The following is a 14,810-nucleotide window of genomic DNA, read 5'->3' as shown; positions in this document are numbered from 1 at the left end:
AAGGTTATACTTTAAATTGGGCCGTGAGCGCACGCTGGCGGCCTGCTAACCCTTCAAGCTGGCTAGCGATGCTGGCGGTAGATTCAGCATGCGACAAGAGTTCATCACTGCGCTGACGAATATGCGTCACGTTTTGAGTGACATCGCCTGAGACGGCACTTTGTTGTTCAGCCGCAGCACTTATTTCACTATTCAGATCCATCATCTCCTGCATCGCCGCACGTATTTGATCTAGGCTAGTTACGGTTTCTTGCACTTTTTCCGCGGTATGATCTGCCAGTTGATTACCATCGTGAATAGCAGAGACAACGGAGTCAGCCCCTGACTGCAGCGAGTCAATAACAGTACGGATCTGCGAGATAGACTGGTTGGTTCGCTGGGCCAATTCTCGGACTTCATCTGCGACCACCGCAAACCCGCGTCCCTGCTCCCCTGCGCGCGCCGCTTCAATGGCCGCGTTTAACGCAAGCAAGTTAGTTTGCTCTGACATGGTATCAATAACGGTTAAAATCTCGGTAATGTCTTGGCTGCTTTTATGTAAAGCTTGCGCATCATGCGTGGCACCATTGAGTGTCTCGACCAAGCGCGCCATCGCTTCAGACGAGGTTGTGACAATCGCCTCTCCACGCTCCGTTGCAGTGTTCACGGCACTGGCCGCGCTTAGCGCGGATTCGGTATGGCGGGCGACTTGCGTCGCCGTTTGCGTCATTTGTTCCGAGGCCGTTGCCACCGCGTCCAAGCTTGAGGCTTGTTCACGACTACCATCTCGAGTTTGCGCCGCCACGCGTGATACTTCTTTAGCGGTGTGTTCCGCTTCTTTAACGCTATCAATCACGTTTGCCATGATGGGCTGGAGCTTATCGAGAAAACGATTAAACCGCCCAGCTAATACACCAATTTCATCGCGGTTTTTGAGGACAATGCGCTGAGTCAGGTCGCCATCACCATCCGCAATCTCCGCTAACCGAGCGGCTAAAAGGCGTAATGGTTTAACGATTTGCCGAGCAGCAAGACTCACGACGACTAAAGCCAGTAGAATGGCAATCACGCCCAAGGTACGCTCAGTTGTGGCGGCTTGCGCGCGTTGCGCGGTTATCTGCGACGCTAGCTGTGTCGCACTCGCCAGCAATGCTTGTTCCGGCAGCGAAATGAGCACTCCCCATGTTGCACTGGGTAACGCAATCGGCACATAGGTCATTAAGTGACCTTGCTGCCACTGCGTTTTCGCGTCCCCTGCGCTTATCCACTCTGGCAGCTGAGATGGTGCATAACGCAATTGCGAGATATCACTCCCCAATGCATTCGGCTCATCAGTTGCCACTAGCTGACCACGCTGGCTGATCACACTAATATGCCCACGGCCGTCAAAGAGTGCTTGGTCAGCTTGCTCAATCAAGGCTTGTAGATCATTCAATTGGATCTCAATCCCCAGTACACCGAGTGCGTCACTATCACGCATCAGCGGTGAGGAAATCGTAACATGTAAGCCTTCTGTGTCACTTTGGGGAGCAGACACACAAGCTGTACCTTGGCTGAGCGGGCATTGATACCAATAATTGCTGGGCTGCCCGGAGGCGGTGCGGGCGGTATCATTAATTTGTGACTCGCTCAGCACTGATGGCGTCAACTGGTCACCACGCTTTTGCCATAGACTGGCAAAGCGGCCTGAGGCATTGGCGCCGCGTTCGCTGTCTAATTGGTAAAACTCATCTTCTTGGTCAAGTGCATTGGGCTTAAACACGACAAACGCTGCTTGTACACTGTCGAAGTTCACGACCGAGCGACGGACGAGTTCATTAATCGAGCCGCGAAGCTCACCACTATCCGTAAAATTTTGCTCCGCGTTATACTGTAAATACACCACACTTTGGGCCAGCATTTGTGCGCGGTACACCGCCTCATCAAGCGAACGTTGAACATGGGTGGCTTGCACTTGTGCTTGGCTTGTCGCTAAGCGCTGTGCGGATTGTTTTAAGCTCTGCGTACTCGCAGCGCTGACGGTTTGATGGAATTGCTGATTCACGTACGACGAAAAACTCAGCAGCGCTGCTGCCGTAATGGCGACACAGGCGCCAGCCACCAGCGTGACTTTCCATTGGATCGAAAGGGATTTCATGACAGCTCCTTGTCATTACAACGCACTCGCATAACGCCAGCGCTATTCTCATCCTTGAAACACTTGTAACTAGACCATAACAAAAAAGCGCAGGTGATAAACCTGCGCTTTCCCATATTTTTGCTTTTTTACGGTAAGAACCCTAGATGACTTATCTGTCTTTCGGGTCTAACGCATCGCGTAAACCATCGCCGACATAGTTAAAGCAAAACAGTGTCATCACCATAAAGGCCGCAGGGAAGAGCAATTGCCAAATCGCGAGTTCCATCGTTTGAGAACCCTCTTGCAACAACGCCCCCCAACTGGTCATCGGCTCTTGCACCCCGAGTCCCAGGAAACTCAGGAATGATTCAAACAAAATCATATTGGGCACAAGCAAGGTCGAGTAAACCGCAACAATACCGAGCACGTTTGGCACGATATGGCGCGTAATAATATGGCGTGTACTCACCCCTGAAACGTGTGCGGCTTCGACGAACTCTTTGCTGCGTAAACTCAGGGTTTGACCACGAACAATACGTGCCATATCTAGCCACGCAATACAGCCGATAGCCACGAAGATCAGAACGATATTACGGCCAAAGAAGGTAACCAATACAATCACGAAGAACATGAATGGAATAGATTGGAGGATTTCGACTAAGCGCATCATGACAGCATCCGTGCGGCCGCCAATAAAGCCTGATGTGGCACCATATAGAGTACCAATCAACACCGCGACGAGTGCCCCCATGACACCGACCATAATTGAAATGCGTCCGCCCATCATGGTGCGGGTAAACAAATCACGTCCTAGCGCATCGGTACCAAACCAATGCCCTTCCATACCAAATGATGGCGCAGCATGGATAGCATACCAGTCGGTCGCATCGTAGGCATAGGCACTTAGGTGTGGTCCAATAATCACACTAAGACCAATCAAAAACAGGATGACCAAACTTGCCATCGCCGCACGGTTGCGTCGAAAACGCACCGCAGCATCTTGCCATAAGCTTCGACCCTTCACATCGACTTGTTCAGAGAAGCTCTCGAGGGCGTCAATATTTTCTTTTTTCGTCAGCATTATGTCACCCCTAGTAACGGATCTTAGGATCGATATACGCCAGCAGGATATCGACGATAGCGTTAAACAGAATGGTGAGCGTACCAATTAAGATGGTGCAGCCCAGTACCAGTGAATAGTCGCGGTTAAACGCTGCGTTCACGAATAACTTACCGATGCCAGGCAACCCAAAGATGGTTTCAATCACAACCGAACCGGTAATAATCCCCACAAACGCAGGCCCCATGTAGGAAACAACCGGTAGCATCGCCGGCTTAAGTGCATGCTTAACAATAATTTTGGGGTAGCTCAGCCCTTTCGCGCGAGCGGTACGAATGAAGTTACTATTCAAGGTTTCAATCATGCTGCCTCGAGTAACACGCGCAAATGTTGCCACGTAAAGCAGCGACATGCCTATCATGGGTAGGATCATGAATTGCCAGCCACCACCTTGCCAGCCACCAGCAGGAAGCCAACCGAGATTAATCGAGAAGATATAAATCAACACTGGAGCGAGAACAAATGATGGCATTACCACCCCAAGCATGGCTGTCGACATGATGGCATAGTCAATCCAAGTGTTTTGCTTGAGTGCCGCAATGGTGCCAATCGTGACCCCAAACACTAAAGTGAACAAAAACGCCAATGCGCCGATTTGGGCAGAGACTGGAAATGCCCCCGCGATCAGTTCGTTCACCGAGAAATCGATGTATTTAAATGAGGGACCAAAGTCACCCTGTAAAATATTGCCAAGGTAGGTGGTGTATTGTTCGAACACCGGCTTATCCAAGCCATACTTAGCATTAATGTTGGCCATTACCTCTGGGGGTAACGGACGCTCACTTGAAAAAGGGTTGCCGGGCGCAAACCGCATTAAGAAAAAGGAAACAGTGATCAATACCAACAAAGTTGGAATGGCTTCCAAAATTCGCTTAGCGATAAATTTCAACATAGCTGTACCGTATCGTTTTGAGAATCACAGCGAGCGCTGTCTGAATAGACCTCACAGACAGCGACAGCCAGCCAAGGAAGTCGCCGATGGCGACTCCCTTAGTTAGCTGTGAATCAGGAGTTTATTCCGCTTTAATGTAAAGATCTTTAGAGTAGATCTTCTCTTCAGCGTTATTCGCAGGGAACCCGCCCACTTTAGGGCTAAGGAGACGCGCTTTAACATACTGATAGATAGGCGCGATAGGCATGTCTTTCGCCATTTGCGCTTCTGCGTCTAGGTACAGTTGCTCACGCTCAGCATCGTCCGTGGTTTCCATCGCTTTTTGCATGATGGCATCGTAGGCTTTGCTGTCGTAATGCACACCGCCTGATGTATTGGTACTGCGCATCAATGTTAAGAAGGTAGAGGCTTCGTTATAGTCACCACACCAACCTGCGCGTGCCACATCAAAGTCACCTTCATCCTTGGTGCTCAGGTAGGTTTTCCACTCTTGGTTATTGAGTTCTACATCCACACCCAGCTTGTCTTTCCACATTTGACCAATCGCAACGGCCAGTTTTTTGTGGTTCTCACTGGTGTTGTAGAGCAATGAGAAATCAAGTGGATTACTTTCGTCAAAACCGGCTTCCTTGAGAAGACGTTTTGCTTCTGCATCACGCTCTTCTTGGGTCATTTTCGCATAAGCCGGTAACTCTGGTGAGAAGCCCGCTGTAATTTCCGGCGTGAGGAAGTAAGCAGGCTTTTGGCCTTGGCCCAGTAGCGCGTCAGTCACGACATTACGGTCAATGGCGTAAGACAAGGCTTTACGAACACGAACATCATCAAAGGGCTCTCGCTTGGTGTTAAATATGTAATAGTAGCTACACAGGTTACCAACGATCGAAAGATCTTCAGGGTGCTCCTGTTTAAGACGACGGAAATGCTCGTTGGGAATTTCATACGTCATATCAATCTCACCGGCCAAGAAACGATTCATTTCCGAAACTTGGTTTTCAATGGGTAAGAAAGTCACTTTATCTAACGTCGTGTTTTCATTATCCCAATACTGTTCGTTACGCTTGAGATCAATGCGCTCATTGATTACCCAGTTATCAACGACATAAGCGCCATTACCCACAAAGTGCTCGGGTTTTGTCCACTGATCGCCATACTTCTCAACGACTTTTTGGTTGACTGGCTTCATGGTGGTATGACCCATCATTTTCACCAAATAAGGCACCGCGGTATCTAAGGTGACTTGCAGGGTGTGATCGTCGAGCGCTTTCACACCCAAAGTGTCTTTGTCTTTGGTGCCATCAACAATGTCTTTGGCATTGAGCATATGGGTATAAGCGACATACCATGAGTATGGTGACGCGGTATTCGGATCGACAACACGTTTAAAGCTGTATTCAAAGTCGTGTGCGGTGACAGGATCGCCGTTTGACCACTTAGCATCCTTACGCAAGTAAAAGGTGAACACTTTGTTGTCTTTGTTTTCCCAGCGCTCTGCGACCCCAGGGATCACATTGCCGTCGGCGTCTTGGTTAACCAAGCCTTCCAGCAAATCACGAATGACGTGAGATTCAGGCACGCCTTGAGTCTTGTGCGGGTCGAGTGAAGCGACTTCTGCACCATTACCACGAACCAACTCTTGCACTTCAGCAAGTTTCGGCTCACCAGCAGGCGCTTCGGTTTTCGTTTCAGGGCTCGTTTGGGAGGTTTGTTTTTGCTCTGGTTCACTACATCCTGTAAGAGCCAGAGATAGGCCAGCGCCCATAAAGAGGGTTCGGGTGATCGTGTTTAGCTTCATCGTGTAACTCCATAACAATCGCTATATGCATCCGTGACAATCAACACAGGGGATAAAGCGTCCTTCGTGCCTAAACACGTATTGCTCACCGACCTGTGCGGATTAATGGCAAAACATTACCAATCAGCGCTGTGTTTTGCCACAACACTGAAGTATTTTGCCATAAAACGGCAATAAAAACTCATATTTAACTAGATAAAAACATAGAATAAGAACATTGCGCTGGTAAGAGCTGGAGCAGATAGCACTTTATTCACAGAAAGAATAAAAAAACCGAATAAATTTCCATTTATACTGTTTCTGCGTACTGGCTAGCCATTTGCGGCTATCATTCCGCTCGAAAAACGGACAAACCGCTATGACACTATTTATCTGCAGACGATCACACTCAGCTCAAACCCGAAAATGTTACTCATATGTAAATGATGCCACTAAACGCTATTTGTCAATAAAACTCAACCCTAACGCTTTACCATAATGTCAGAGAGGTACCACGGTCACAAAACAACCGCTCTCAGCGCTGATAGGAGCGACCAAATAAATAACATATTCATCAATATGTTAGTTAGGAGCAGTGAGTCTTCACCTCAGCCTAGATATAAAAAAGCCAGCGAATTTCGCTGGCTAGGTCAAAGAAATCAAACTCTATTTTTTGGCTTCATCGGTTTCGAAAGCGGGATGGTCCTCCTGAGCCGAGTCTCTATCCTGATCGTATAAAGAACGCCCTTCTTCCCGGGCTTTTTCCATTTGTGGTACTGCGTCGTGGATCATTTCTTTGATTTTCTTATTGCTATAGCGCTTGTGCTTCATTGTGTCCTCCTGAACAAGTAGCCATTCGGCACAGACACTCAAACTAAGGCGATTGGCGCCCTAAAAGTCGTTTGAGTACAAACCGCTTGTGCAACATTTAAGCTACACCTTTGTCACAGGAAAAGCAAAACACTGTCAATGGATACTCCACCGCGCGTTATCGACCGCTTACCGGATTGTTTTAATAACATTAAATGATAATAAGTCTCTGTTTAGACGAAATACCAATATCGTTGCTTTTTTGAGCAAATAAGATTGTTATTCGATTACATCTAGCCCATCATACACGTGATGGTGAGTTGTTCCCGACACCATCACAGTTTTCACTTCCGACAAAGAGCTACAACTGACAATGAGACCACAAGGTTCAACCTCTCGCCCACTGTGCGCGCGCGTTCGTCATGGTTACAACCCAAATAAGGGCAAAAAACCACAACGCGACAGCTAACAGTTGCGATTGAAAGTAAATAATTAATAGCCTCCCTTGGAGGCTATTTTTTTATCCAAAAATACCGACGCCATACCTTGCGATGTCGCTGAGCTCGGTTACTATGCAGCAACGTGCAACAATAGGGACATTGATGCCATGGCAACCTCGGTCAACCATCGCTACAAAATTTCTGAACTGGCAACACTCTTTGGCCTGTCACATCGAGCCATTCGCTATTATGAGGCTGAAGGATTAATCGCGCCTGAGCGTAAAGGTCAGCAGCGCTTATATCGATATCAAGACTATTTGCGCCTGTCTCTTATTGTGAGGGGAAAACGCCTCGGCTTTTCTTTGGCAGAAATGAGAGAGCTTTTTGAACTGTACGACGCGGAAAAAAACACACCGCGCGCACTCCAACAAATGATTCAAGCCATTCAGCAACGTCAACGTCGCTTGCAGCAACAACAAGAAGACATCCAAGCCATCATGGACGAGCTCAATCGCGCCGAAACTCAGTGTTATCGTCAACTCAGCAAGTGGAGTCGCCAACCGTCTTCATAAGCGTCATTGCAGAATAGTACAAAAGCTCATACATTTGCGTCGCAAAATGCGACTAAACCGATTCTACTTGTCTTAAAAACACCGGCTTCCCTTGTCCTTACTAGGATACATAGGCATTTAGAAAAGTAGGCACCCCTTTTGCAGTATCTAGATTACTAGACCGATTTATTTGCTCGTCAGGGGGTGCATTATGGCTCAATCTACACCGATTTTGTTTAACGACCGCCACATTCTACCTGGAGGTAGAATTCCGCTTCGTATCCCTGCGGGTAATGCGCTGAATACGCTCGTATTCGCCATGAAGCATGGGTTACCGTTGGGCGTGTGTATGGCGGACAGCAACAGCCAATGGCAACACACCAATATTGGCACCTTTGTCGATATCGAAGACTTCACCACCAGCCAGGAAGATGGATGTTTAGTTGTCACCGCCCGCGGCACTGCACGTTTTTCAATCCAAACTTTTAACCAACAACAGAGCGAGATGCTGTTTGCTTCTGTGCGTGCACTGCCTCGCTGGCCCGATTGTCAAGTAGACGACCAAAGCCAACCCCTTGTCGAGCGATTACAGTCGATGTTTGAACGGTATCCAGAGTTGCAAAAAATGCACCGCCAAACCGAGTTTTCTAACCTGAGCTGGCTGTGTCAGCGTTGGCTCGAATTGCTGCCACTTCCTACTACAGAGAAACAGCAGCTGATGGCCAACAACTCTTGTGGCACCACGCGGGATTACCTTCTTAGCATGATGCAAGATCCGCATTAACGCGGCCAAACAAACGGAAAAGCGGTGACGTGTCGAGCGTCACCCCTTTATCCCCCTATTTTTAGTGCTGCCTTGCGATTTGGCCTATTCACTTGATTTGGTGATTTTATAGGCAAGGGTAACCACCACAGTTACCCTTTTTTATTGCCAATTCACAAAACCCTGCTCTGACTTTTACACTTTCGGTCACTTATTCAGTAAACTCGGCGTTTACGTACATAGCACATCGAACGGTTACTCATGACCTTATCGCCTCTTTCTGATCGAACAACCCGCATTGTCGCCATTGGTGGCGGACACGGACTTGGTCGCGTGCTGTCGGCGCTAAGCGAGCATGGCAGTCGTGTCACAGGCATAGTCACCACTACAGATAATGGTGGCTCGACGGGCCGTATCCGTGCTTGCCAAGGCGGGATCGCATGGGGAGATATGCGTAACTGTCTTAATCAACTCATCACGGAACCGTCTGTCGGCTCCATGCTCTTTGAGTACCGTTTTAAAGGTAAAGGGGAATTAAACGGTCACAACCTCGGGAACTTGATCCTAACCGCATTAGATAACCTGTCGGTTCGTCCGCTCGAAGCCATTCAGTTGATCCGTGATTTGCTGAATGTAAAAACACATATTCTCCCTATGTCAGAGCACCCTTCTGATCTCGCTGCGCTGACCGCCGATGGGGAGACGGTGGCTGGAGAAACCCATATTGATGAGCTTCCTCAACCACCCTCAAGACTATTCTTATCACCGACAGTGCCTGCGACACGCGAGGCCGTCGAAGCGATTGAGTTGGCGGATGTCATTTTGCTCGGACCAGGAAGCTTTCTGACCAGCGTCATGCCCCCATTACTGGTTCCTGAACTCAGTCGCGCTCTCAAACAGAGCCAAGCCAAAATCGTCTTTATTCGTAACCTAGGTAAAGAGTTGGGGCCCGCCGGCGCGATGCCCTTGGCAACCATGCTGACATGGTGTGAACGAGCGATGGGCGGACGAGAAATCGACTGGGTGTTGGGTGAAACGGCAGAGGCGAGTTTAGCTGAGCGTTATCAACAAAAAGAGGCCCAATTGGCCTCTTCAAATCACAGTTGGCGTCATGATAGAGACAAACTACGTCAAGCTATTGATGAAGTCCTGCTCAACAGCTAAGTCTCGGTAAGTCGAGGCTGTGCCGCGTAGCATATCGGTCAGCTCGTCCAAATGGTGTGACATCCACTCATCTTGTCCTTGACGGACACGAGATTCGCACTCACGGGCCATTTCCGCTAAATCGTCTGCGCCAAAGCTAGCGGCGCTGCTTTTAATCGCATGACTAATTTCTCGTACCTGTTCAATCGACGGTGAGCCTGAAAGCTGAGAATGATATTGGGAAAGCTCATCGCTGAATACCGTTAAAAGCACGGTGACAGTATCTTCCCCTACTTCCAAAGCCAGTCGACGTAATGTTTCAGTGTTCACTGTGGTGGCCATACATCCGCTTCCTATCATTAATTCGCCGCAGTTTTTTGCCAAGCTTGTAATTTTCTATAAATGGTCGAGGGGCTAACTTCCAATAATCCTGCTGCTTGCGGAATGTTGCCATTACAGGCATCAATCGCAACTTCAATGGCACGTTTTTCCGTTTTCCAAAGCGGTTCGATATCCGATTTACTGATTGCAGTCAGGTTATCATCACTCTGTTCGCGTGCCGTCAACGTTTGCAGTGCCACCTCTGACCGAGTGTTCGGATGGGACGATGCAATTTCGACACCAGATGCGCGCGCGAAAGGAGGTGGAAGCATTTCGGCAGTGACTTCCTCACCATTGTGCAGCACCACTATATTGCGGATTACGTTCTGAAGTTGACGAACATTTCCGGGCCAATCATATTCAAGCAGTTGTTTTACAACGGCCTCATTAAAGCGACAAAAGTCTTTTCCTTCCTCGGCAGAAAACAGCGCCAACAGGGCATTGGCAATTTCTAGGACATCACTGCCTCTGTCTCTTAATGGCGGAAGCGCGAGAGGGATCACATGGAGTCGGTAGTACAAATCTTCACGAAACTTTCCTTGCTGAACCTCTAACCAAGGATCCCGGTTTGTGGCGCACACAAAACGGACATCCACTTTTTTTACCTTGGAAGAGCCGACTTTTTGAAACGTGCCGGTTTGGATAAATCGCAGCAATTTGGATTGCAAATCCAAATCCATTTCGCAAATCTCATCCAAGAACAAGGTGCCGCCATCCGCTAACTCCGCTGCTCCATCACGCTCAGCCGCTGCACCTGTAAACGCGCCTTTCACGTGACCAAATAGCTCACTTTCAATCAAGTCTTTGGGAATCGCCGCACAGTTCAAGGCAATAATGGGTTTATTGCTGCGCGTACTTGCCGCATGGATGGCTTCGGCACACACTTCTTTACCCGTGCCACTTTCCCCGGTAATAAAGACGGTGGCTTTACTGGGCGCCGCCGATTCTATAACTCGATAGACCGCTTGCATGGGTAAACTGCGACCGATGAAGCCATGATATTCTCCCTCTTGCCGTTCAGACTGGGATTGACTCGCTACTTTTGGCTTGAGTGATTTATTCACCGTCACCCTAAGTTGATCTGCTTCACACGGCTTGATCAGAAAATCGTTGGCGCCATTGCGCATCGCATCCACCGCCGCGTCAATAGACCCATGCGCGGTCATAATGATCACGGGTAAACTTGGCGCGTTCGCACGGACATGAGCCAATACGTCGATCCCCGACATATCCGGTAAACGAAGATCGAGTATAATTAGCGCGAGCTGATCACCCTGTTGTGCAAAGAAATTCAGCGCTTCCTGACCCGTCCCAACGATCTCTACCTCCACATCAAGTGGGTTTAGGTAAGATTTGTAAAGGGCAGCCACTGACGCGGTGTCTTCTACCATCAGTATGCGTTTACTGTGTGATAGTGTTGGCATTTGTCCTCCGAGGGTGGCGTCTCGCATCCCATAATCGATGAAATTGTTATGCGTCACGCTCATAATAATTGCGCGAGCGTATGCGAAATGCGTTGCATTATGCAATCACATTTGCAGTTTAATGATAACAACTCACTAAAACCACACGGTTTGTCCATGTAAAGCCGCATTATAATAGTTGGCACGCTGAATGCATAACAGAGGATGACCCTTTTGGGGTCACCTAGCCAACTGACGTTGTTTGTGAGTACATGCTCACTGAAACACTACAGCCAACCTGTCGTTTTAGGTTGGCTTTTTTTTATTTAGCTATTCGCGATAAACTGCTCTCGCAGCACTTGAATTTGATCGCGTAATTGTGCCGCGCTTTCGAACTCTAAGTTTTGCGCCGCTTCATACATCTGTCCTTCCAGCTTCTTAATCTGAGCATCAATGGCTTGAGGCGATTGCAGTGTATAATCTGCATCCGGCTCTGCCACAGCGCGAAGCGACTTCATGGCTGGCTTACCTTTCTTCACGCGTTTACCCGCCGCCATTTCCATCACATCCATGACTTTTTTGTTCAATTTCTGCGGGGTGATGCCATGTTCATTATTATAGGCAATTTGTTTAGCTCGACGTCGTTCGGTTTCGTCAATCGCCCGTTTCATCGACTTTGTAATACTGTCGCCATATAAAATCGCTTTACCGTGGAGGTTACGCGCCGCCCGCCCGATGGTTTGAATCAAAGAACGCTCAGAGCGCAAAAAGCCTTCTTTATCGGCATCCAAAATAGCAACCAGAGAGACTTCTGGCATATCGAGCCCCTCACGAAGCAAGTTAATCCCGACCAATACGTCGAACTCCCCCAAGCGTAGGTCACGAATGATTTCCATACGTTCCACCGTATCAATATCAGAATGAAGATACCGAACGCGAACGCCATGCTCTTGCATATACTCAGTCAGATCTTCGGCCATGCGTTTGGTGAGCGTGGTCACTAACACCCGCTCATCGCGCTCTCGGCGCGCTCGAACCTCGGAAAGCAAATCGTCGACCTGCGTCGCGACAGGCCGTACCTCAATCTCAGGATCAATCAGGCCGGTAGGACGCACTACTTGATCAATCACATCTCCCGCGGACTTCTCAAGCTCATAATTACCCGGCGTTGCGGAGACATAGACCGTTTGCGGTGCCAGAGCTTCAAACTCATCAAATTTTAGCGGGCGATTATCGAGTGCTGATGGCAACCTAAAGCCATAATCCACCAGGGTTTCTTTTCGTGAGCGGTCGCCTTTAAACATTGCCCCGATTTGAGAGACAGTCACGTGCGACTCGTCGATAATCAACAGTCCATCGGCAGGCAGATAATCGAACAGCGTCGGAGGTGGCTCACCCTCAGCGCGTCCACTCAGATAGCGCGAATAGTTTTCAATTCCTGAGCAATAACCCAACTCGTTCATCATTTCGATATCGAACTGCGTCCGCTGAGTAATGCGCTGCTCTTCGAGAAGTTTGTTATTGTCGAGTAGATACTTTTTCCGCTCAGCAAGCTCCACTTTGATTTTCTCAACCGCATCCAAAATCCGCTCTCGCGGTGTGACATAGTGCGTTTTGGGATAAATCGTACACCGCGGAATATCTCTGGCACTGACTTGGCCAGTTAAGGGGTCAAATACGCTAATGGTTTCAACTTCATCATCAAATAGCTCAACGCGGATGGCATCTTGATCAGACTCGGCGGGGAAAATATCAATGACCTCACCGCGCACCCGAAATGTGCCTCGCTCAAACGCGAGATCGTTGCGCGTATACTGAAGCTCGGCGAGCCGCTTTAAGATAGTACGCTGATCAAGCAAGTCGCCTCGGCGAATATGCAGCATCATTTTTAAATAGGAATCGGGATCCCCCAAACCATAAATAGCTGACACAGAGGCCACGATTACCACATCACGTCGCTCCATCAGCGCTTTTGTTGCAGAGAGTCGCATCTGCTCTACGTGATCGTTTATTGATGCATCTTTCTCAATAAAAGTATCGGTAGAGGGTACATAGGCTTCCGGCTGATAGTAGTCGTAGTAGGAAACAAAATACTCAACCGCATTATCAGGGAAAAACTCTCTCATCTCGCCATAAAGTTGCGCCGCTAATGTTTTGTTAGGGGCAAGAATCATGGTCGGACGATTAAGCTCTGCAATCACATTCGCCATGGTGAAGGTTTTTCCCGACCCCGTGACCCCTAACAAGGTCTGATGTGCAAGCCCAGCTTCCAACCCCTCACATAATTTATGGATTGCTTCAGGTTGATCACCGGATGGTTGGAACGAAGAACGAAGAGAAAATGTTTTACTCATCAAGCTATCCTTTTGGGCCACAAGCCAATCACGCTATTGTCCGGACTCACTTTATCGAGTCAATCTGTCGAGCCATTTTACCAAAGCGAACGACAAATCGATCTTTTTTATCCATAAACGTTGACCTTAAAAAACGACCTAGATAGACTGTCTTTCCGCTTTAGGAAATCTCCGCTAAAGACACTTTCAAAACGCCAACACCTGGGCAAAGCCACCGCCTTTTTTCGATAATCTATCCCCGCTATTCACTTATCGCTTGTTTTTTAGACTGTGCATAAACATACATCAGACCGTACTCTCACAACGTTCATTCTTAGAAAAAAAACACCAATTTTCATTACCTTAACCAAAAAACATAAATGGATTGATTTTCGCCGCACGCATAAAATCAACACCATAGTGACTTCCTCAAGATCTGCACACACACTTATCCACAGAATTTGTGGGTAACTCCGCAGAAGCCTTGTGCACTCTGCCTTCTCACCAGTCAAGACATACCATACAAGCCAAAGATGGAAAACTTGCCGTTTTGCACGAATTGTCAACATATAGCGTTCACCTTTTCAACACTCAGTCAAAAAGGTCAAAATTCTTCACTGCATCCCGTTGACACCCCTAAATCTGCTCGCTAAGATTCGCCCCGCTTTCAAGGCAATTCCCCCTTAGTTCAGTTGGTAGAACGGCGGACTGTTAATCCGTATGTCGCAGGTTCGAGTCCCGCAGGGGGAGCCACTTTTGTGAGAAATTATGCGTTTCGCATTGCCTGTATCATTTCTGCTACGCAGAATATGTTGCAGGACTATGCGTCCCCGTTGAGTCCCAAGGGGGAGCCACTTTTCACCATATGGTGGAAGTTATTCTTGAAAAGCAATTCCCCCATAGTTCAGTTGGTAGAACGGCGGACTGTTAATCCGTATGTCACTGGTTCGAGTCCAGTTGGGGGAGCCAATTTTGTGTCCAATGACAGATTTAGTTATTCAAGCTAGTCGTTCCGCAATGCGGAATATGTCACTGGGCTGGGCGCCCCCGTTGAGTCCAGTTGGGGGAGCCAATTTTGTGTCCAATGACAGATTTAGTTATTCAA

11 protein-coding genes and 2 tRNA genes are annotated in these 14,810 nt (G+C 48.4%); 5 read left to right on the top strand and 8 right to left on the bottom strand.

What is annotated here, in order from left to right; genetic code table 11:
- Positions 1-4: 4 nt before the first annotated feature.
- The 5 genes from E8E00_RS03830 to E8E00_RS17125 form a co-directional block, all read right to left on the bottom strand.
- Positions 5-2,116, bottom strand: a complete 2,112-nt coding sequence (locus E8E00_RS03830) for a methyl-accepting chemotaxis protein (protein WP_096629405.1) — start codon at positions 2,114-2,116, stop codon at positions 5-7.
- Between the two features lie 151 nt (positions 2,117-2,267).
- The gene (gene oppC, locus E8E00_RS03825; RefSeq protein ID WP_069590927.1) at positions 2,268-3,179 is read right to left on the bottom strand and encodes an oligopeptide ABC transporter permease OppC; all 912 of its coding nucleotides are present in this window, start codon (positions 3,177-3,179) and stop codon (positions 2,268-2,270) included.
- A gap of 10 nt (positions 3,180-3,189) precedes the next feature.
- Positions 3,190-4,110, bottom strand: a complete 921-nt coding sequence (oppB, locus tag E8E00_RS03820) for an oligopeptide ABC transporter permease OppB (RefSeq protein ID WP_069590926.1) — start codon at positions 4,108-4,110, stop codon at positions 3,190-3,192.
- A gap of 121 nt (positions 4,111-4,231) precedes the next feature.
- Positions 4,232-5,902: an ABC transporter substrate-binding protein gene (locus E8E00_RS03815; protein WP_096629408.1), complete on the bottom strand. Its 1,671-nt coding sequence runs from the start codon at positions 5,900-5,902 to the stop codon at positions 4,232-4,234.
- A gap of 645 nt (positions 5,903-6,547) precedes the next feature.
- Complete coding sequence (locus tag E8E00_RS17125; protein WP_157893162.1) at positions 6,548-6,712, bottom strand: hypothetical protein; 165 nt, start codon at positions 6,710-6,712, stop codon at positions 6,548-6,550.
- A 586-nt stretch (positions 6,713-7,298) separates the two neighbouring features.
- On the opposite strand from E8E00_RS17125, the gene E8E00_RS03810 reads away from it, so the two are divergent.
- The 3 genes from E8E00_RS03810 to E8E00_RS03800 all read left to right on the top strand — a co-directional run bounded on the left by E8E00_RS03810 (position 7,299) and on the right by E8E00_RS03800 (position 9,609).
- Entirely contained in the window at positions 7,299-7,703 is a 405-nt protein-coding gene (locus tag E8E00_RS03810; RefSeq protein WP_069590921.1) for a MerR family DNA-binding transcriptional regulator, read from the top strand.
- A 190-nt stretch (positions 7,704-7,893) separates the two neighbouring features.
- Positions 7,894-8,466: an LON peptidase substrate-binding domain-containing protein gene (locus tag E8E00_RS03805; RefSeq protein ID WP_077640055.1), complete on the top strand. Its 573-nt coding sequence runs from the start codon at positions 7,894-7,896 to the stop codon at positions 8,464-8,466.
- Positions 8,467-8,706: 240 nt separating this feature from the next.
- Positions 8,707-9,609, top strand: a complete 903-nt coding sequence (locus E8E00_RS03800; protein ID WP_077640054.1) for a YvcK family protein — start codon at positions 8,707-8,709, stop codon at positions 9,607-9,609.
- Here the strand turns inward: E8E00_RS03800 and E8E00_RS03795 are convergent.
- The 3 genes from E8E00_RS03795 to uvrB form a co-directional block, all read right to left on the bottom strand.
- Positions 9,571-9,930, bottom strand: coding sequence for an Hpt domain-containing protein (locus E8E00_RS03795; RefSeq protein WP_069590917.1), 360 nt, complete (start codon positions 9,928-9,930; stop codon positions 9,571-9,573). The two genes, E8E00_RS03800 and E8E00_RS03795, sit on opposite strands and share 39 nt — an antisense overlap.
- Positions 9,931-9,947: 17 nt before the next feature.
- Positions 9,948-11,393: a quorum-sensing sigma-54 dependent transcriptional regulator LuxO gene (luxO, locus tag E8E00_RS03790; RefSeq protein ID WP_167314671.1), complete on the bottom strand. Its 1,446-nt coding sequence runs from the start codon at positions 11,391-11,393 to the stop codon at positions 9,948-9,950.
- Between the two features lie 305 nt (positions 11,394-11,698).
- A complete protein-coding gene (uvrB, locus tag E8E00_RS03785) occupies positions 11,699-13,726 on the bottom strand; it encodes an excinuclease ABC subunit UvrB (protein ID WP_069590912.1) in 2,028 nt (675 codons plus the stop codon).
- A gap of 656 nt (positions 13,727-14,382) precedes the next feature.
- Between uvrB and E8E00_RS03780 the strand changes: the two genes are divergently transcribed.
- Both E8E00_RS03780 and E8E00_RS03775 read left to right on the top strand, forming a co-directional pair.
- A tRNA-Asn gene (locus tag E8E00_RS03780) sits at positions 14,383-14,458 on the top strand.
- Positions 14,459-14,598: 140 nt separating this feature from the next.
- Positions 14,599-14,674 (top strand) — tRNA-Asn (locus E8E00_RS03775).
- Positions 14,675-14,810 lie beyond the last annotated feature (136 nt).

The sequence above is a fragment of the Salinivibrio sp. YCSC6 genome, assembly GCF_004916735.1.
In the GTDB taxonomy this organism is placed as follows: Bacteria; Pseudomonadota; Gammaproteobacteria; order Enterobacterales; family Vibrionaceae; genus Salinivibrio; species Salinivibrio proteolyticus.
The sequence above is the reverse complement of the archived record's forward strand: the minus strand, read 5'-3'. Positions and strand labels throughout refer to the sequence as shown.

Coding starts and splice junctions, on each gene's coding strand:
- oppB (WP_069590926.1), bottom strand. CDS start 4,110: ATGTTGAAATTTATCGCTAAGCGAATTTTGGAAGCCATTCCAACTTTG.
- oppC (WP_069590927.1), bottom strand. CDS start 3,179: ATGCTGACGAAAAAAGAAAATATTGACGCCCTCGAGAGCTTCTCTGAA.
- E8E00_RS03795 (WP_069590917.1), bottom strand. CDS start 9,930: ATGGCCACCACAGTGAACACTGAAACATTACGTCGACTGGCTTTGGAA.
- E8E00_RS03830 (WP_096629405.1), bottom strand. CDS start 2,116: ATGAAATCCCTTTCGATCCAATGGAAAGTCACGCTGGTGGCTGGCGCC.
- E8E00_RS17125 (WP_157893162.1), bottom strand. CDS start 6,712: ATGAAGCACAAGCGCTATAGCAATAAGAAAATCAAAGAAATGATCCAC.
- E8E00_RS03815 (WP_096629408.1), bottom strand. CDS start 5,902: ATGAAGCTAAACACGATCACCCGAACCCTCTTTATGGGCGCTGGCCTA.
- E8E00_RS03810 (WP_069590921.1), top strand. CDS start 7,299: ATGGCAACCTCGGTCAACCATCGCTACAAAATTTCTGAACTGGCAACA.
- luxO (WP_167314671.1), bottom strand. CDS start 11,393: ATGCCAACACTATCACACAGTAAACGCATACTGATGGTAGAAGACACC.
- E8E00_RS03800 (WP_077640054.1), top strand. CDS start 8,707: ATGACCTTATCGCCTCTTTCTGATCGAACAACCCGCATTGTCGCCATT.
- uvrB (WP_069590912.1), bottom strand. CDS start 13,726: ATGAGTAAAACATTTTCTCTTCGTTCTTCGTTCCAACCATCCGGTGAT.
- E8E00_RS03805 (WP_077640055.1), top strand. CDS start 7,894: ATGGCTCAATCTACACCGATTTTGTTTAACGACCGCCACATTCTACCT.